Raw genomic sequence first — 16,313 nt, 5'->3', positions numbered from 1 at the left:
AGAGCTTGGCCCGGTGGGGATAAACCGGCAAGCCGTCTTCTGCCTGTCGCAGATTAAGCTTAGGCAATCTCCCCGAAGTCGCTTCGGAGTTCCCCATGTTTTCTCGCGTCGCGGGCCTGTGCCTGGCCCTGCTGCTGACCGCCTGCGCCACCACGCCGGCTCAGACCCCCGAGCCGCACCCGGTCGATCCGCCGCTGGTCATGCTGATCTCCATCGACGGGTTCCGCGCCGACTATCTGGATCGAGGCGTCACCCCCAACCTGTCGCGGCTGGCGGGCGAGGGGGCGACGGGGCCGATGCGGCCGTCCTTCCCCAGCGTGACCTTCCCCAACCACTATACGCTGGTGACGGGCCTGCACCCCGACCACCACGGCATCGTCGGCAACAATATGATCGACGCCGAGCTGGGCCGGTTCTCACTGAGCAACAAGCAGGCGGTGACCGACCGTCGCTGGTGGGATCAGGGCGAGCCGATCTGGGTCTCGGCCGAGAAGGCGGGGGTGAAGACCGCAACCATGTTCTGGCCGGGCTCCGAGGCCGATATCCGCGGCATGCGCCCGACCTACTGGACCACCTTCGATCAGGGGATGCCGGGCGATGCGCGCGTGGACCGCGTGCTGCAATGGATGGACCTGCCGACGGATCAGCGCCCGCAACTGACCACCCTCTATTTCGACATCGTGGACACCCAGGGCCACCACAACGGCCCCGACGCGCCCGAAACCGCCGAGGCCATCCGTTCGGTCGACGCCTCCATCGGCCGTCTGGTCGAGGGGCTGAAGGCGCGCGGCCTGTATGAGCGCACGATGCTGGTGGTCGTCTCCGATCACGGCATGGCCGCGACCTCGCCCGAGCGCGTGACCTGGATCGACGACCTGATCGATCCGGCGGCGATCCAGATCATCTATTCCGGCGCGGTGACCTTCCTGAACCCGGTCGCCGGTCGCGAGGCCGAGGTCGAGGCGGCGCTGCTGGGCTCGCGTCCGCATCTCGACTGCTGGAGGAAGAGCGAGATCCCGGCCCGTTTCGTCCTGGGCTCCAACCCGCGCGTTTCGGCCATCGTCTGCGCCTCGGAACCGGGCTGGACCTTCACGACCAGGGCGCGGCCGATGACCAAGCCGGGCGGGGCGCATGGCTATGACAACTTCTCGCCGGACATGGCGGCCATCTTCATCGCTCACGGGCCGGGCGTGGTGCAGGGGCGTCGCCTGCAGGATCTGGACAGCGTCGACGTCCAGCCCTTCCTCGCCCGTCTTTTGCGCATCGACGCCCCGCGCGGCGACGGTCGGGCGGAGGACACCCTGCCGGTGACTATGCGCTGATCTGCGCGTCGGGGATGGGCGCGTCGGGACGTCGTCGCTAAAAGGGCGCTCCAACAGATCGGCGTTCCATGTCCCTGCATCATCCAAAGGTCCGCCGCGCGGCGATCGCCTTCATCCTCGTGACCGCCGTGCTGGACATCGTGGCCATGGGGATCGTCATCCCTGTGCTGCCGCACCTGATCGAGGAGTTCGTAGGCTCCAACGCCCAAGCGGGGCTGCTGAATGGGCTCTTCATCGCCCTGTGGGCCGGGATGCAGTTCCTGGCCTCGCCGGTGATCGGCTCGCTGTCGGATCAGTATGGGCGGCGACCCGTCATCCTGATCAGCTGCGCCGGGCTGGCGGCGGACTATGTGTTGATGGCGCTGGCGCCCAACCTGTGGTGGCTGGCAGCGGGGCGGCTGATTGCGGGGGTCACCTCGTCCAGCTTCACCACCATCTACGCCTACATGGCCGACATCACTGAGCCGGAGAAGCGGGCGCGCGCCTACGGCCTGATTGGCGCGGCCTTCTCGGGCGGCTTCGTGCTGGGCCCAGTGCTTGGCGGGTTTCTGGGCGAGTTCGGGCCGCGCGTGCCGTTCTGGGTGGCGGGCGGCCTGTCGGGCGTGGCCTTCCTCTATGGTCTGTTCATCCTGCCGGAGAGCCTGGCGCCCGAGAAGCGCATGAAATTCAGCTGGGGCCGCGCCAATCCGGTCGGGGCCATGATGCTGCTGCGTCGCCATGCCGAACTGACTGGCCTCGCGATCGTGAACTTCCTGCTCTACTTCGCTCACCACGTCTTTTCGGCGGTCTTCGTCCTCTATGCCGGGCTGAGATACGGCTGGGGGCCGTGGGAGGTCGGGATGCTGCTGGCCCTGGTCGGCGTGCTGGACATGATCGTCCAAGGCGTTCTGGTCGGGCCGGTCTCGAAGAAGCTGGGCGACCGGATGACCATGATCTTCGGCCTGTGCGGCGGGACGGTTGGCATCGCCCTGATGGGCTGGGCGCCGACGGGCGTCGCCTTCATCATCGCCATGCTGCCCAACGCCCTGTGGGGACTGGCCATGCCGACGCTGCAATCGCTGATGACGCGGCGGGTGGGCGAGAGCGAGCAGGGCCAACTTCAGGGCGCCAACATGAGCGTCGCCTCCATCGCCGGGGTGGCCTCGCCGCTGTTCTTTGGCTGGATCTATTCGGAGTCGGTGGAGCAGGGCATGTGGGCGCCCAATCCGGGCCTGGCCTTCTATCTGGCGGCTGTCGTTCTGGCGCTGGCGGCCCTGATCGGCTGGATGACCGCGCGGCGGGCGGAACGGGACGAGGTCACGCTCGTTTGATCGCGACGCGGGCGTCAGGCTTGGCTGTTGGCCTTGATCCTGTCTCAAACCCGTTGCGCAATGCCTTGTAAACTCAGCCTTCCGAACGAGACCGGACGACATGAAGACTTCCCGACTGGCCCTCGCCGCCGCCCTGATGCTGTCCGCCTGCGGCCAGCCGCAACCGTCCAAGGCCCAGGAAGGCGTCTTCGCCGAACAGCCGCGTCAGGCGCCGCGCGACGCGGGCGCCATGAAGTCCAGCTTCGCCCCTGTGGTGCGCGAGGCGGCGCCCGCCGTGGTCAACATCTCGGCGCGCGGCGTGCAGCAGGTTCGCGATCCCTTCTTCGAGATGTTCGGCGGCGGCCCGCAGGCGCGCGTGACCGGCTCCATCGGTTCGGGCGTCATCGTGCGGTCCGACGGGGTGGTGGTGACCAACAACCACGTTATCGAGAACATGCAGCAGATCCGCGTCACCCTGAATGACCGGCGCGAATATGCGGCCAAGGTGTTGCTGGCGGACTCGCGCTCCGACATCGCCGTGCTGCAACTGGAGGGCGTCGAGGGCAGCCTGCCGGTGTTGCGGATCGACGATCAGGAAGAACAGCAGGTCGGCGATCTGGTCCTGGCCATCGGCAACCCCTTCGGCGTGGGTCAGACCGTGACGACCGGGATCATTTCTGCCCTGAACCGCACCGAGACGGGGATCAGCGATTCCGGCTCCTTCATCCAGACCGACGCGGCGATCAACCCCGGCAACTCCGGCGGGGCCCTGGTCGACATGGACGGCGACCTGATCGGCATCAACACGGCCATCTTCTCGCGCACCGGCTCCTCGACCGGCGTGGGCTTCGCCGTGCCGGCGACGATGGTGAAGCGGGTGGTGGATTCGGCTGCCGGCGGGGCCAAGGCCGTGGTGCGGCCTTGGCTGGGCGTGAAGGGCGACACCGTCAGCGCCGACATCGCCCGCAGCCTGGGCCTGTCGCGGCCGCAGGGCTTGATCATCACCGAGGTCTATCCGCAGGGACCGGGCGCGCGTGCGGGTCTGGAGGAAGGCGACGTCATCACCGCCATCGACGGGGCCGAGATCAACGACCAGGGCGGTCTGAACTTCCGCGTCGGCACCCGCTCGCCCAATGACACGGTGGCCGTGACCATCCTGCGCGACGGGCGGACCCAGGCGGTGAACGCCCGCGTCTCGGCCCTGCCGGGCGACGCCGACCCGGGAGCGGGCGCGACCGTGGGGCAGGGGGCTTTGGCTGGGCTTCGCGGAGTGGCGCTGAACCCCGCACTTGCTGACCGTCTCGGCGGCGACCCCTTCACCAGCGGCGTGGTGGTGACGGGCGTTCAGCCCAATAGCTTGGCAGCGCGTATCGTGCTGCGCCCCAACGATCTGATCGTTCAGGTGGACGGTCGTCCGGCCTCCTCGGTCGCGGCTCTCGGTCGGGCGCAACGGGGCTCTGAACTGACCATCGTGCGCGGCGGCCGCAGGCTGACCGGGCGCCTGCCCTAATCGCGATCATGAGACGCTGCTGGGGATAATCGGTCGGGTTAACCTTTGCCGTGTTTGTCGGCCGAAGAAACTCATGTTGGGTGCCGGCATGACCATTCTGTCCTTCGCCGCCGCTCTCGCCCTGCTGTCCGCAAGCGGGAGCGCCCTGCACGACGATCCGTTGACGCGGCCGATCCCCGGAAACGCGGACTGGGAGAAGCCGCAAGCGCCGCTGAAGCTGCATGGCGACACCTATTTTGTCGGCACGGGCGGTCTCAGCATGGTCTTGATCGATAGCAGCGACGGTCTGATCCTGATCGACGGCGCTCTGCCGCAGACCGTGGCGATGACGGAGGCGAGCATTCGTCAGCTGGGGTTCCGGGTGGAGGACATTCGCTACATCCTGAACACCGAGGCGCATTACGACCATTCGGGCGGCCTCGCTGCTCTGGCGCGCGATAGCGGGGCCGAGGTGATCACCAGCCCTATCGGCGCGGCGGCGCTGCGAATGGGACAGGCCGACGCCCATGACCCGCAGGCCTCCAGTGTCGCCGCGCACCCGCCGGTCGCCAATGCGCGCGGGATTGATGACGGCGAGAGCGTGCGTCTGGGCAGCGCCGCCGTGACGGCCGTCTTCACCCCCGGCCATACGCCCGGCAGCGTCAGCTGGACGTGGAAATCCTGCGAGGGCGATGCCTGCGTGAACGTGGTGTTCGCGTCCAGCCTCAACGCTGTGGCCAGCGGGGGCTTCACCTACAGGGCCCATCCCGACGTGACGGCGACGCTGCGGGCCTCCATCGACCGGATGGAGGCGCTGCCGTGCGACCTGCTGATATCGGTCCATCCCGACAACTCGGGCGGCGACGTCAAGATCGCGGCCCTGCAGGCCGGTGCGACGCCTAACCCCTTCCTCGATCCGTCAGCCTGCCGCGCCTATGCCGAACGGGCGCGAGGGCGGCTTCAGGCGCGGCTGGACCGCGAAGCCTCCTAGCCGCTCTTGGCCGGTCCAATGATCGACCAGACGTGGCCGTGGGGATCGCGCAGCTTGCCGTGGCGGCCGTAGAACTCGTCGGCGGGCGGGCGCAGGGCGGTGGCTCCGGCCTCTATGGCGCGGTCGAACCAGCGGTCCACGTCGTCGACCGACAGGTTCACCGAACTGGTCGTGCCGCCGAGGGTCTCGGGCGAGGCCGTGCCGATGATGTCGGCCATTTCGGGAAACTCGTCCGACAGCATCAGCGAGCCGCCGTTCAGGCTGAGGGTGGCGTGCCCCAGCCGCCCGTCGTCCATGTCGTAGCGCTCGATCACATCGGCGCCGAAGGCGCGGGCGTACCACTCCAGCGCCTCGGGCCCGCGTTTGACCATCAGATAGGGGCTGAGCGGCGGGTAGGCGGGGTCAGACATGATCCTAGCCCTTCTTTTGGCCGCCGATGGACCAGGTGTGGCCGAAGGGGTCGCGGACCTGACCGTAGCGGTCGCCCCAGAACTGGTCCTCCAGAGGCATGACGGGGATGGCGCCGGCCACCAGGGCGCGATTCCACCATTCGTCGGGATCATCGACCTGAAGATGCAGGGTCACGCCCTTGGGCGCGATGTCGGCCTCGCCGGTCCATTCGGGGAATTCGTCGGCCAGCATGAGGCTGGCACCATTGATCTTGAGGTGGGCGTGCATCAGCCGCTCGCCGTCCTCGGCGGGCATGCGCATGATCTCCTCGGCGCCGAAGGCCCGGCCGTAGAATTCGATGGCCGCCTGACCGCCGCGCGATGGAATGGTCAGGTGGGGCGTGACGCCGCCGGTCGGGCCCTGGTTGGCCTGGGATTCGGACATGGTTCCTCCGTTCGGGCCGATAGTAGTGCGTGTAATCGGCTGAACGAACGCCTATCTCTGCCGTTCCATGAGTGATCTGTTCGAAGCCTCCGGCATCCACGCCCCTGACGCGCCCTTGGCCGACCGTCTGCGCCCCCAGACGCTGGAACAGGTCGTGGGTCAGGACCATCTGCTGGGCGAAGGCGGGCCGATCCGTCGCATGATCGAGGCGGGACGTCTGGGCTCCATGATCCTGTGGGGGCCGCCCGGCACCGGCAAGACCACCATCGCCCGCTTGCTGGCCAAGGCGGCGGGCTATGAATATCAATCGATCAGCGCCGTCTTTTCCGGCGTCGCCGACCTGAAGAAGGCGTTCGAGGCGGCGCGGATGCGCCGGGCGGCGGGCCAACAGACCCTGTTGTTCGTGGACGAGATCCACCGTTTCAACCGCGCCCAGCAGGACGGCTTCCTGCCCTTCGTCGAGGAGGGGATCGTCACCCTGGTCGGCGCCACGACCGAGAACCCCAGCTTCGAGCTGAACGGGGCGTTGCTGTCGCGGTCGCAGGTCTATGTGCTGAAGCGACTGGACGACGCCGCGCTGGATCAGTTGCTGGACCGGGCGGCGGCCCTGATGGACCGGCCCCTGCCGCTGACGCCCGAGGCGCGCCAGGCCATGCTGGCGTTAGCGGACGGCGACGGGCGCTATCTGCTGACCATGTCCGAGGTCCTGTTCGACCTGCCCGAAGGCGACTTGCTGGACGTTCAGGCGCTGGCGGGCGTGCTTCAGAAGCGCGCTCCCGCCTATGACAAGTCGCGCGAGGAGCACTACAATCTCATCTCCGCCCTGCATAAGTCGGTGCGCGGCTCGGACCCGGACGCGGCGCTGTATTGGTTGGCGCGGATGCTGAACGGGGGCGAGGACCCGCTCTATCTGGCGCGGCGCATCGTGCGGATGGCGGTCGAGGACATCGGTCAGGCCGACCCCCTGTCCATCCTGGTCGCCAACGCCGCCAAGGATACCTACGACTTCCTCGGTTCGCCAGAGGGTGAACTGGCTCTGGCCCAGGCCGTGGTCCATCTGGCCACCGCGCCCAAGTCGGTCGGGGTCTATGAGGCCTTCAAGGCGGCGAAGAAGGCGGCGCACGAGACCGGCTCCCTGATGCCGCCCGCCCATATCCGCAATGCCCCGACCAAGCTGATGAAGCAGCTCGGCTACGGCAAGGGCTACCAGTACGACCCCGACACGCCCGAGGGCTTCTCCGGTGCGAACTTCTTCCCCGACGAGATGGAACGCCGCACCTTCTACAAGCCCAAGGGCGAGGGTCACGAAGAGAAGGTCAAGGCGCGCCTGGAACGTTGGGCGGCCATGCGGGCGCGAGCGCAGGGCGGGGCCTCCGGCTAGTAATGTGTGGTCGATGAAAATTTCAAACTGAAGAACATCGGTTTCCAGATTGACGCTCGGAGACGATCAGCCGAAGCGTCCGTGCGGGAGGGGAGTTTTTGATGCGTCGATGACGATGCGCGCTCGCCCAGCATGGAGGGCGTGCATGGCACAGTTTCGAGGCATCAAGAGAATGCTCGGCGCATTAGCGGCGGGCGCGGCGGCCATGGCCTTGGCCCATGGCGCGTCAGCGCAGAACCTGTATGGCGTGAACCCATTCAACAATGACGCCAGCGCCTTGTCGGCGAATGGCCTGTTCCATCTGGACAATAATACGGGGCATTGATCGACGGGCGTGTGGTCGTCGTGTCGGGACGCACCATTACGGGTCTGAACGCGCTGACGCGGGACCCGGTGACAGGAACCCTGTACGCGGTCGCCAAGGCCACTGGGGTTACAGGGCGCCTTCTGATCACCGTGAATGTCGCCACCGGGATAGGGACCGAGATCGGCAATCTCGGTGATAACTTCTCCAGTTTGGCTTTCCGCAGTGACGGTCAGTTGTTCGGCGTGACGGGCGACGGCGCGAGCGTTCCAGAGACCCTGTATCTGATCAACAAGTCGGACGCGACGAAGGCCGTTGCGACGACGCTGGGCAACGGCGCGGACGGCGAGGTGATCGCCTACAATCCCGACGACAACAGCTTCTATCACTGGTCGGGTGGGACGATTGTTTTTGAACGGGTTCTTGCGGTCGCGCCCTATACCGTCACCGATATTCCGATAACGGGTCCGACCAACGGTGAGATTTTCGGCGCCGTATGGGATCCGGCGCGAGGTCAGTTCCTGGTGCACAACATCAGCAGCTCCATGGATTTCTGGACAACCTCCGGCGTCCGCAGCAATGCCCAGGCGCCAACCGTTCAAGATATCCGTGGACTTGCGCTCGTCCCTTCAACCGCCGCCGCAGTCCCGACGTTGACGGAATGGGGCATGATCCTGTTCGCGCTGGTTCTGGGCGGCGGCGCGGCCGTGGCGGTGCATCGTCGTCGTTTCCGGAACGTATGAAACTGATCACTGTTCATTGTTAAGCATGGCGGTTCGGGATTAGCCTCCTTCCATCGGCAACCTGGGGAGGGAACATGACCGATATTGCAAGACGGGCGGCGACGCCTTGGCATCTCTGGCTGGTGGGGGTGTTGTCGCTGCTGTGGAACGGCTTTGGCGGATACGACTTCATCCAGACCACCACGCGTGGTGAAGCCTATATGCGCGAATCCGGTTTCGGCGACGACATGATCGCCTACTACAACGCCATGCCGGCGTGGATGTATGTGCCGTGGACGCTGGGTGTCTGGGGCGCGGTGCTCGGGTCATTGTTGTTGTTGGCGCGTAGTCGCTTCGCGGTTCATGCCTTTGGCCTGTCCCTGATCGGAGCGTTGGTCAGCCTGGTCTATTCCAAGTTCATCAACCCGCCGCCGGCTCTGCCGCCGGAGTTGGCGATGATGGAATGGATGCCCTACGTCATCGCCGTGATCGCGGCCCTGCTGCTCTGGTACGCATCGGCCATGGCGAAGAAGGCCGTCCTCCGCTAAAGGCTCGGCGGGTGAAAACCCGCCAGCCTGTTTCTCTGACCGAAGAAGAAGTCGCCGCCGTCCGTTCGTGGGTCATCCACGAGGACGCGCATATCATCGCCTTCAACAAGCCGTCGGGCCTGTCGAGTCAGGGCGGACGCATTCAGGCCCATACCCTGGACGACCTGTTGTGGGCCTTCGCCCGTTCGAACGGCAAGCGGCCGGAACTGGTGCATCGGTTGGACCGCGACACCTCGGGCGTCATTCTGGCGGCCAAGACCAAGCCGGCGGCGGGCTTCCTGGGCAAGGCCATGCAGATGCGCCGCTTCCAGAAGACCTACCTGGCCCTGGTGTCCTCAGCCCCCGAGCCGAAGTCGGGCCGCATCACCGCCGCCCTGCGCCGCGAGGAGATCGGGCGCGAGAGCTATATGCGCGTCGTCGAGTTCGATGCGCCGGGCGCGCAGGGCGCCGTCAGCGGCTATCGCACCCTGGCCGCCAGCGAGGACGGCGCTCTGGTCGAGCTGTCGCCGGAGACGGGACGGATGCACCAGCTGCGGGTCCACATGGCCTCGATCGGTCGGCCCCTGGTCGGCGATGTGCGTTACGGCGGGGCGCTGACCTTCGCCGGTCGCGGCGCGTCGCGCCTGATGCTGCACGCCGCCAAACTGTCCTTCCCGCACCCCGAAGGCGGCGAGCGGGTGACTCTGGAGGCGAGCCCGCCCGAGGATTTCATGGCCCTGAAGGCGGCGGCGGGGCTCTAGCCGGTTCAGCCTCGGTTCAGCTTTGCGACGGAACATTCGGTCTGGCCCGACGCTAATCGGGCGAGGAGATCGCCGCATGAAACGTCTGACCTTCGGCCTGATCGCAGCCTCCGCCCTGGCGCTGAGCGCTTGCGCCAGCCTGGCTCCCTATGGTCCGCAGCAGTCGGCGCGGGGGCAGGGGTTCAGCGAACAACAGATCGAATCCAACCGATTCCGCGTCACCTATAACGGTGTAGGCGCGCCCGGTCCGGTGGTTGATCGCGCCCTGTTCCGTGCGGCGCAACTGACGGTGGATCAGGGCTATGACTGGTTCGAGGTGACGCAGCGCTGGATCGACGGTCGTCCCGACAGCGCCGGGGGCGTACGCCCCAGCGTCTCGATCGGCGCAGGCGGCGGTCGTTACGGCGGCTATAGCGCGTCCGGCGTCGGAGTGGGTCTGGGCTTTGATCTCAGCGGGCCGCAGCCGACCTCGACCACGCTGGAGATCGTCATGGGGCGCGGCGCCAGGCCGGATCGCCCGGACGTCTATAACGCGCGCGGAGTGCAGGACGCGATCCGCAACCGGCTGTAAGGCCCGCCAACCGCTGTCATTCGCAGCGTGTCGGTGTAGAAGCCCGGCATGATGCAATTTCTTCTTGTCGCCGCCGGCGGCGCCCTGGGGGCCATGGCGCGCTATGGGTTGGGCCTGACGGTCGGGCGGCTGGCTCCCGGCGAGGCTTGGCCTTGGACGACCCTGACCGCCAACATCACGGGTGGTCTGCTGATGGGCCTGCTGGCCGGATGGCTGGCGCTGAAGGCGGGCGCGGGGCAGGAGAGCATCCGCCTGTTCGCCGCCGTCGGCGTGCTGGGCGGCTTCACCACCTTCTCGGCTTTTTCACTGGAAGCGGCGCTGATGATCGAACGCCGTGAACTGGCCACGGCTTTCGTCTATGCGGTGGGTTCGGTGGTTCTTTCCATCGCCGCCCTGTTCGTCGGCCTGATGATCGCGCGCAAACTGTTTACCGGAGTGGGCGCATGAGCCGCGAAGTCCAGATTCTCTATGTTGCCGAAGACGAGCACGACATCCGCCTGGACCGGTGGTTCAAGCGGCGATGGCCGCACCTGACCCATATCCAGTTGGAAAAGATGGCCCGCAAGGGCGAGATCCGCGTCGATGGCTCGCGGGTCAAGCCGCAGGACCGCCTGACCGCCGGGGCCGCCGTGCGCGTGCCGCCGCTGCCCGAGGCCAATCCGCGCAAACCCGGCGATCTGCACGAACTGTCGGAACGCGACGTGGCCTACGCCAAGTCGCTGGTTCTCTATGAAGACGACATGGTCATTGCCCTGAACAAGCCGCACGGCCTGGCCGTGCAGGGCGGCACCAAGACCACCAAGCACGTCGACCGTCTGCTGTCGGCGTGGGGCGAGGGGATGGACCGGCCGCGTCTGGTCCACCGCCTGGACCGCGACACCTCGGGCGTGCTGCTGTTGGGCAAGGGGCCGGAAGCGGCCAAGCGTCTGGCCGGGGCCTTCGCCCGCCGTCAGGCCAAGAAGACCTATTGGGCCATCGTCATCGGCAATCCCAAGCCTTCGGCCGGCCAGATCGACATGGCGCTGAAGAAGACCGGCATCAACGACTTCGAGATGATGCGCCCGGCCGATCCCAAGGACCCCAAGGGCGAACCGGCCGAGACCGCCTTCGCCACCATCAGCCGCGCCGCCCATCGCGCCGCCTGGATGGCCCTGCGCCCCTTCACCGGCCGGACCCACCAGCTGCGCGCCCACATGGCCGCCATCGGCCACCCTATCCTGGGCGATCCCAAATACGGCGATGAGAAGTCGCGCGAACTGTCCGGCGTGCTGAAGCTGCAACTGCACGCCCGCCGCATCGAACTGGACCACCCGCGCGGGGGCAAGCTGATCGTCGAGGCGCCGCTCAGTCCCGAGATGAAGGCCGGTTTCGCCCACTTCGGCTTCTCCGAGGATGAGAGTGACATCGATCCCTTCGAAGGGGTCAAGCGCCAGCGATGACCCGCCCTCTGGCCGTCTTCGATATCGACGGGACCCTGGTGGACAGCCGGGCTTCGATCCATCGCGCCTGCTGTGAGGCGGCGCAGGAGCTGGGCCTGCCCGAGCCGTCCTATGATCGGGTGCGCCAGATCGTCGGTCTGACGCTGGACAAGGCGCTGCACGTGCTGGAGCCGGGCCTGACCATGGCCGAGCTGGCGGACTTCGTCGCCGCCTTTCAGGCCAGCTTCCGCGCTATGTACGACGCTGGGCACGAAGAGCCCCTCTATCCCGGCGTCATGGACACCCTGCGCCGTCTGAAGCGCGACGGCTGGCGGCTGTCGCTGGCGACGGGGCAGAACCGGCGCGGGGTGGCTCGCAATCTGGCGCGACCGGAATGGAGCGACCTCTTCCTGTCCAGTCACTGCGCCGCCGATGGTCCGGGCAAGCCCGATCCGGCCATGCTGTTCGCCGCCATGACCGCCTGCGGGGCCGACGCGACCTCGACCGTCATGATCGGCGACACCAGCCACGACATCCTGATGGCGCTGAACGCGGGCGTGCACCCGCTGGGCGTCGGCTGGGGTTTCCACACCCATGAGGAACAGACAGCAGCGGGCGCGCGTCACGTCGCCGTCGACTGTCCTGATCTGGAGGCGGCGCTGGACCGCTTCGCCTCGACCGCTATTGCTGCCTGAGACCACCTATGTCCCACATCCCTCCGCTTGATCCCAACGTCGCCGCCCGCAAGGGCTTTCGCGAATCCGAGGAGCGCATCAAGCGCTTCTGGACGGTGGCTGACGTGTCGAAGGACGAGGGCGGCTGGACCGTGCGTCTGGACGGCCGCACGCCCAAGACGCCGGCGGGCAACACCCTGACCCTGCCGACCGAGGCTGCCGCGCAATTGGTCGCGGACGAATGGGCGGCGCAGGGCGAGTTCCTGGAGCCGGGGACCATGCCCGCCACCCGGCTGGCCTCCACCGCCATCGACCGGGTCAGCCAGACGCGCGAGGCGGTGGCCGCCGAGATCGCCGCCTACGCCGGGTCGGACGTGCTCTGCTATCTGGCTGAGCATCCGGCAGCTCTGATCGAGCGTCAGCAGGCCGATTGGGGGCCGTGGCGCGACTGGGCGGCACGTGAACTGGGCGTGGCCCTGCACACCGCCGAGGGCATCGTTCACCGGCCCCAGGCGCCCGAGGCGCTGGAGCGGGTCAAGGCCCTGGCGCTGGAGATGGACGACCACGCCCTGACCGGGCTGGCGACAGCGGTGCCGCTGTTCGGTTCGGCGGTTCTGGGCTTGGCCGTACAGCGCGGGGCGCTGTCGGGCGAAGCGGCGCTGGACCTGTCGCGTCTGGACGAAGCCTTCACCGAGGCGCGCTGGGGCGTGGACGAGGAAGCCGCCGCCCGCGTGGCCGCCCACCGCGACGAGGCGACCTTGCTGCAGCGGTGGTTCGAGGCCTTGAAGACATAACTTTCCATATTGGAAAGTTATGTCTTGCCGTGATGGAAACTGATGTCTATTCTTTCCGCATTGGAAAGTAAGGTTTCGTCATGTCACACGACCCTCAGAGCCCCCAGGACGCACTGGCGTCGATACGGGCCGCGCGCAGCAGTATCGCGCCATCGATGGACTACCCCATTGGCTATGATCTGGCCTACGGCGCGGTATGCGGCCTTCTGGTCGCGGGGCAGGGCATGTCTCAGCCCTGGTCACTGATTGTCCTGCCCATCGCCCTGGGTGGTCTCGCCGCCATGGTGATGTGGTGGCGCAAGAAGTTCGGCTGGTGGGTCAGCGGCTATTCGCCCAAACGCGCGCGCTGGGTGGCGTTTGGGCTCCTGGCCGTCTTCCTCGGACTGATAGGGCTGTCCCTGTATGGACGGTTCGCTGGACCCTGGTGGCTGTTCATGGTGTCGGGGGCATTGGGCTTCGTCGCGGCTATCGTGGGCAGCCGGGTCTGGACCGCCGTGTGGCGGCGGGAACTGGCCGAGGCAGGAGAATGAGCGCGCCGCCGGTCTTCGACACGGTCATCCATGCTCCGGGGCGACTGCAGATCTGCGCCCTCCTGTCCGGGATCGACGATGCGGAGTTCGCCATGATCCGCGACCGGCTTGAGGTATCAGACTCTGTCCTGTCCAAACATCTGAAGCAGTTGGAGGAGGCGGGCTATGTCGCCCTTCGCAAGGCGGCGTCCGAGGGGCGTCAGCGGACGTGGCTCAGCCTGACGTCCTTGGGTCGAAAGGCGTTCGCCAGCCATGTCGCAGAACTCACCCGACTGGCGGGCCTGGCCCTGAACTGACCGATCAGCCTGCCGCGCCGTTGATCAGGGCTTCGCGTTCGTCCGCGCTGATCATCCGCCACTTGCCCTCGGGCAGGTTGTCCAGACGGATCGGACCGACGCGGATGCGCAGCAGGTCGATGACCTCCAGATCCACCATCTCGCACATGCGGCGGATCTGGCGGTTGCGGCCCTCGGTCAGGATGAAGCGCAGGCGGTTCTGCTCCATGCGCGAGACCTTGGCGTATTTCAGCACCCGTCCGTCCAGCATCAGGCCGCGGCGCAGCAGGGCCAGTTTCTTCTCGGTCACGTCGCCGGCGACACGGACCAGGTATTCCTTGTCCAGGTTTGACTGCGGCCCGATGACCGCCTTGGCCACCACCCCGTCCGACGACATCAGCAGCAGGCCGCGCGAATCCTCGTCCAGACGACCGATCGGGGGCAGGGAGGCGTCCTCAGCGGGGACGGCGCCCTCGCCGATGCGGTTGGCCTCGGTCAGCAGGCGCACGGCCGGGATCTTGTCCGGTTCGGGCTGGCCCGAGACATAGCCGATCGGCTTGTGGATCAGAATGGTGACGCCTGCCGCCAGCGCCGCCTCGGCCGTGTCGTTCAGGGTCAGGGTCTGGCCCGGCTCGATCTTGCGGCCGGCGTCAGTCACGACCTCGCCGTCGATGCTGACCAGGCCTTCGGCGATCAGCCCCTCGGCCTCGCGCCGCGAACAGACGCCGCTCTGGCCCAGCCATTTGTTGATGCGGACGGGCTCAGGGCCGTCGTAGGTGCGCGTGAAAGCCATGGAGTCCGTCCTCGAAGATGCCGCTCTGTAGAAGGCCGGGGGCAGGGCAGGCAAGGCGTCAGACGAACGATGTGCGGAAAGATTTCGCAGAGCTTTTCTGAATATCGCTGAGATCAAGTGGTTCAGGCCTGACATTGACGTTCAACGCAACGGGCCTATATGTTCAGTCACCCTTAAAAACTGATCCAGATCGCGTTCGGCCACGCCGTGACGCGGCGATTTGCGTTTTCAGTTCCTCTTCAGGGTCATTTCACCCGATCCATTCTGAACGGGTGATCGAATATTGAACGACAACCTTCGAAGGAGACGTCTTGTCCGCTCAACGCAACACCTCGACCGCTGCACGCCCTCGTCAGGGCTTCAACCGACCCGCCCCCGTGCGTCTGCGTATGGGCCTGATCATGCGCAAGGGCATGGATTTCGGCCCTCTGGGCGACTTGGAGACCGCGCTGCGCTTTGACGGCGTGTCCCTGGCGCCGATCTCGACGGGCGACGCCAGCCTCGTCAGCGGCGGCGTGACCGTGCTGGCCACCGCGACGGCGGACGACATCTCGGGCGGACGGGTCAAGGGCGTGGTCGTGCCGGGCGGCGTGGCGGACGAGGCGGGCCTGGCTCAGGTCAAGGCGTTGCTGGGTTTGGCCAAGGCTCAGGGCATGCCGGTGCTGGCCTTTGCTGACGGCGTGGCCCTGGCGGCTGAAGCCTTCGGCGTGGCAGCGGAGGCACCTGGCGCTGTCTTCCAGGGCGGCAAGGTGGCGCTGATCAATGAGCGCACCCAGCTGTCGGCGGTGGTCGCGACGATCTCCTGATCGCGCGTCTGACTAGGTTCGTCTGAACAGAAGGCTGATGTTGTTGGCGGGCATTTCCGTCCGCAACGTCAGCGTCAGGCCGCGCGATCGGGCCAGGGCGACGACCTCGTCCCGGTCCCGCAGGCCCCAGGCTGGATCGCGGGTCTTCAGGTTGGCGTCAAACGCCTCATTCGACGGCGCCAGCGGAACTTCGGCCTCGCGATAGGCCCCGTAGAGGTAGAGCAAGCCGCCGGGGCGGGGCAGGGCGCGCTCCGCCAGCTTCATCAAGCCTTCGGTCGCCGCCCAGGGGCTGATGTGGATCATGTTGATGCAAAGAACGGCATCGAACGGACCCTCGGGCCAGCTCGTTTCATCCATGCAGTCCAGCGCCAGCGGCGTTTGCAGGTTTGGGGCCCCCGCCTGAGCGGCCCAGGCGGCGATGCTGGCGCGGGCATCCGGGCTGGGATCGCTCGGGGTCCATTCCAGGCCGGGCAGGGCGCTGGAAAACGTCAGGGCGTGTTGACCGGACCCGGCGGCGATCTCGAGCACCCGTCCGGTTTTCGGGAGATGGGCGCGCAACAGCTTCAGGATGGGCTCGGCGTTGCGAACCGAGGCCGGCGAGGCCAGCGCGCCGTCGGGCAGGGCGGTCAGGGTGTCCATGGTTCGCATCAATCCGTGATATCGCCGCTCGGCGTCTGTCGCGACCGGAAAACTTGCTGCAACGCAGCAAATTTATTCCGATGAGAGTGAATTGCGGCAACGGTTGACCTTGCGTCGTCTCCGATGGCATTGCGCCTGTAACAGGGCGTGATCGGCGCCCGACTCGTCACGACGGCGTCAGATCGTCGGGCGG

Annotated in this window: 21 protein-coding genes; 17 read left to right on the top strand and 4 right to left on the bottom strand. The window is 66.9% G+C overall.

The features are described 5' to 3' along the window. The first annotated feature begins 95 nt into the window (after positions 1-95). From RTY13_RS12230 to bla, 4 genes are all read left to right on the top strand, one after another. On the top strand, positions 96-1,322 hold the full coding sequence (locus tag RTY13_RS12230; protein WP_312783759.1) for an ectonucleotide pyrophosphatase/phosphodiesterase: 1,227 nt from the start codon (positions 96-98) through the stop codon (positions 1,320-1,322). Between the two features lie 68 nt (positions 1,323-1,390). Continuing rightward, on the top strand, positions 1,391-2,632 hold the full coding sequence (locus RTY13_RS12225) for a TCR/Tet family MFS transporter (RefSeq protein ID WP_312783758.1): 1,242 nt from the start codon (positions 1,391-1,393) through the stop codon (positions 2,630-2,632). A 100-nt stretch (positions 2,633-2,732) separates the two neighbouring features. After that, positions 2,733-4,121, top strand: coding sequence for a trypsin-like peptidase domain-containing protein (locus tag RTY13_RS12220; RefSeq protein WP_312783756.1), 1,389 nt, complete (start codon positions 2,733-2,735; stop codon positions 4,119-4,121). 88 nt (positions 4,122-4,209) lie between these two features. Next, positions 4,210-5,091, top strand: coding sequence for a subclass B3 metallo-beta-lactamase (bla, locus tag RTY13_RS12215; RefSeq protein WP_312783754.1), 882 nt, complete (start codon positions 4,210-4,212; stop codon positions 5,089-5,091). On the opposite strand, the gene RTY13_RS12210 is transcribed toward bla, so the two are convergent. Next, positions 5,088-5,501, bottom strand: coding sequence for a VOC family protein (locus RTY13_RS12210; RefSeq protein ID WP_312783753.1), 414 nt, complete (start codon positions 5,499-5,501; stop codon positions 5,088-5,090). The two genes, bla and RTY13_RS12210, sit on opposite strands and share 4 nt — an antisense overlap. Positions 5,502-5,505: 4 nt before the next feature. Continuing rightward, on the bottom strand, positions 5,506-5,925 hold the full coding sequence (locus RTY13_RS12205; RefSeq protein ID WP_312783752.1) for a VOC family protein: 420 nt from the start codon (positions 5,923-5,925) through the stop codon (positions 5,506-5,508). Between the two features lie 67 nt (positions 5,926-5,992). On the opposite strand from RTY13_RS12205, the gene RTY13_RS12200 reads away from it, so the two are divergent. The 12 genes from RTY13_RS12200 to RTY13_RS12145 all read left to right on the top strand — a co-directional run bounded on the left by RTY13_RS12200 (position 5,993) and on the right by RTY13_RS12145 (position 13,903). Further along, positions 5,993-7,306 (top strand): replication-associated recombination protein A, encoded by a 1,314-nt coding sequence (locus RTY13_RS12200; protein WP_312783751.1) that lies wholly within the window; start codon positions 5,993-5,995, stop codon positions 7,304-7,306. A 145-nt stretch (positions 7,307-7,451) separates the two neighbouring features. After that, a complete protein-coding gene (locus tag RTY13_RS12195; RefSeq protein WP_312783750.1) occupies positions 7,452-7,631 on the top strand; it encodes a hypothetical protein in 180 nt (59 codons plus the stop codon). Further along, a complete protein-coding gene (locus RTY13_RS12190; protein WP_312783748.1) occupies positions 7,628-8,353 on the top strand; it encodes an IPTL-CTERM sorting domain-containing protein in 726 nt (241 codons plus the stop codon). Before RTY13_RS12195 ends, RTY13_RS12190 begins: the two co-directional genes overlap by 4 nt. A 74-nt stretch (positions 8,354-8,427) precedes the next feature. Then, positions 8,428-8,880, top strand: coding sequence for a hypothetical protein (locus tag RTY13_RS12185; RefSeq protein ID WP_312783746.1), 453 nt, complete (start codon positions 8,428-8,430; stop codon positions 8,878-8,880). Positions 8,881-8,891: 11 nt separating this feature from the next. Next, complete coding sequence (locus tag RTY13_RS12180; protein ID WP_312783744.1) at positions 8,892-9,620, top strand: RluA family pseudouridine synthase; 729 nt, start codon at positions 8,892-8,894, stop codon at positions 9,618-9,620. Between the two features lie 76 nt (positions 9,621-9,696). Then, the gene (locus RTY13_RS12175) at positions 9,697-10,191 is read left to right on the top strand and encodes a CC0125/CC1285 family lipoprotein (protein WP_312783742.1); all 495 of its coding nucleotides are present in this window, start codon (positions 9,697-9,699) and stop codon (positions 10,189-10,191) included. A 48-nt stretch (positions 10,192-10,239) separates the two neighbouring features. Then, on the top strand, positions 10,240-10,638 hold the full coding sequence (gene crcB, locus RTY13_RS12170) for a fluoride efflux transporter CrcB (protein WP_312783740.1): 399 nt from the start codon (positions 10,240-10,242) through the stop codon (positions 10,636-10,638). Next, positions 10,635-11,630: an RluA family pseudouridine synthase gene (locus tag RTY13_RS12165; RefSeq protein WP_312783739.1), complete on the top strand. Its 996-nt coding sequence runs from the start codon at positions 10,635-10,637 to the stop codon at positions 11,628-11,630. The genes crcB and RTY13_RS12165 overlap by 4 nt, the downstream gene beginning before the upstream one ends. Then, positions 11,627-12,304 (top strand): HAD-IA family hydrolase, encoded by a 678-nt coding sequence (locus tag RTY13_RS12160; protein ID WP_312783738.1) that lies wholly within the window; start codon positions 11,627-11,629, stop codon positions 12,302-12,304. The genes RTY13_RS12165 and RTY13_RS12160 overlap by 4 nt, the downstream gene beginning before the upstream one ends. Before the next feature lie 8 nt (positions 12,305-12,312). Beyond that, positions 12,313-13,077 (top strand): ATP12 family protein, encoded by a 765-nt coding sequence (locus tag RTY13_RS12155; RefSeq protein ID WP_312783736.1) that lies wholly within the window; start codon positions 12,313-12,315, stop codon positions 13,075-13,077. 155 nt (positions 13,078-13,232) lie between these two features. Beyond that, a complete protein-coding gene (locus tag RTY13_RS12150) occupies positions 13,233-13,607 on the top strand; it encodes a hypothetical protein (RefSeq protein ID WP_312783734.1) in 375 nt (124 codons plus the stop codon). Then, entirely contained in the window at positions 13,604-13,903 is a 300-nt protein-coding gene (locus tag RTY13_RS12145) for a transcriptional regulator (protein ID WP_312783732.1), read from the top strand. The genes RTY13_RS12150 and RTY13_RS12145 overlap by 4 nt, the downstream gene beginning before the upstream one ends. A 4-nt stretch (positions 13,904-13,907) precedes the next feature. Here RTY13_RS12145 and RTY13_RS12140 read toward each other — a convergent pair whose 3' ends face one another. Then, on the bottom strand, positions 13,908-14,675 hold the full coding sequence (locus tag RTY13_RS12140; RefSeq protein ID WP_312783730.1) for a pseudouridine synthase: 768 nt from the start codon (positions 14,673-14,675) through the stop codon (positions 13,908-13,910). A gap of 311 nt (positions 14,676-14,986) precedes the next feature. Here RTY13_RS12140 and RTY13_RS12135 point away from each other — a divergent pair, with 311 nt between their 5' ends. Then, positions 14,987-15,481: a hypothetical protein gene (locus RTY13_RS12135; RefSeq protein WP_312783728.1), complete on the top strand. Its 495-nt coding sequence runs from the start codon at positions 14,987-14,989 to the stop codon at positions 15,479-15,481. Positions 15,482-15,493: 12 nt separating this feature from the next. On the opposite strand, the gene RTY13_RS12130 is transcribed toward RTY13_RS12135, so the two are convergent. Next, positions 15,494-16,120 carry a DUF938 domain-containing protein gene (locus RTY13_RS12130; RefSeq protein WP_312783726.1) on the bottom strand — a complete coding sequence of 209 codons (627 nt, stop codon included), beginning with the start codon at positions 16,118-16,120 and terminating at the stop codon, positions 15,494-15,496. Positions 16,121-16,313 lie beyond the last annotated feature (193 nt).

It is taken from the genome of Brevundimonas sp. (genome assembly GCF_032055285.1).
Classification (GTDB): Bacteria; Pseudomonadota; Alphaproteobacteria; order Caulobacterales; family Caulobacteraceae; genus Brevundimonas.
The sequence above is the reverse complement of the archived record's forward strand: the minus strand, read 5'-3'. Positions and strand labels throughout refer to the sequence as shown.

Coding starts and splice junctions, on each gene's coding strand:
- RTY13_RS12230 (WP_312783759.1), top strand. CDS start 96: ATGTTTTCTCGCGTCGCGGGCCTGTGCCTGGCCCTGCTGCTGACCGCC.
- RTY13_RS12225 (WP_312783758.1), top strand. CDS start 1,391: ATGTCCCTGCATCATCCAAAGGTCCGCCGCGCGGCGATCGCCTTCATC.
- RTY13_RS12220 (WP_312783756.1), top strand. CDS start 2,733: ATGAAGACTTCCCGACTGGCCCTCGCCGCCGCCCTGATGCTGTCCGCC.
- bla (WP_312783754.1), top strand. CDS start 4,210: ATGACCATTCTGTCCTTCGCCGCCGCTCTCGCCCTGCTGTCCGCAAGC.
- RTY13_RS12210 (WP_312783753.1), bottom strand. CDS start 5,501: ATGTCTGACCCCGCCTACCCGCCGCTCAGCCCCTATCTGATGGTCAAA.
- RTY13_RS12205 (WP_312783752.1), bottom strand. CDS start 5,925: ATGTCCGAATCCCAGGCCAACCAGGGCCCGACCGGCGGCGTCACGCCC.
- RTY13_RS12200 (WP_312783751.1), top strand. CDS start 5,993: ATGAGTGATCTGTTCGAAGCCTCCGGCATCCACGCCCCTGACGCGCCC.
- RTY13_RS12195 (WP_312783750.1), top strand. CDS start 7,452: ATGGCACAGTTTCGAGGCATCAAGAGAATGCTCGGCGCATTAGCGGCG.
- RTY13_RS12185 (WP_312783746.1), top strand. CDS start 8,428: ATGACCGATATTGCAAGACGGGCGGCGACGCCTTGGCATCTCTGGCTG.
- RTY13_RS12175 (WP_312783742.1), top strand. CDS start 9,697: ATGAAACGTCTGACCTTCGGCCTGATCGCAGCCTCCGCCCTGGCGCTG.
- crcB (WP_312783740.1), top strand. CDS start 10,240: ATGATGCAATTTCTTCTTGTCGCCGCCGGCGGCGCCCTGGGGGCCATG.
- RTY13_RS12165 (WP_312783739.1), top strand. CDS start 10,635: ATGAGCCGCGAAGTCCAGATTCTCTATGTTGCCGAAGACGAGCACGAC.
- RTY13_RS12160 (WP_312783738.1), top strand. CDS start 11,627: ATGACCCGCCCTCTGGCCGTCTTCGATATCGACGGGACCCTGGTGGAC.
- RTY13_RS12155 (WP_312783736.1), top strand. CDS start 12,313: ATGTCCCACATCCCTCCGCTTGATCCCAACGTCGCCGCCCGCAAGGGC.
- RTY13_RS12150 (WP_312783734.1), top strand. CDS start 13,233: ATGGACTACCCCATTGGCTATGATCTGGCCTACGGCGCGGTATGCGGC.
- RTY13_RS12145 (WP_312783732.1), top strand. CDS start 13,604: ATGAGCGCGCCGCCGGTCTTCGACACGGTCATCCATGCTCCGGGGCGA.
- RTY13_RS12140 (WP_312783730.1), bottom strand. CDS start 14,675: ATGGCTTTCACGCGCACCTACGACGGCCCTGAGCCCGTCCGCATCAAC.
- RTY13_RS12130 (WP_312783726.1), bottom strand. CDS start 16,120: ATGGACACCCTGACCGCCCTGCCCGACGGCGCGCTGGCCTCGCCGGCC.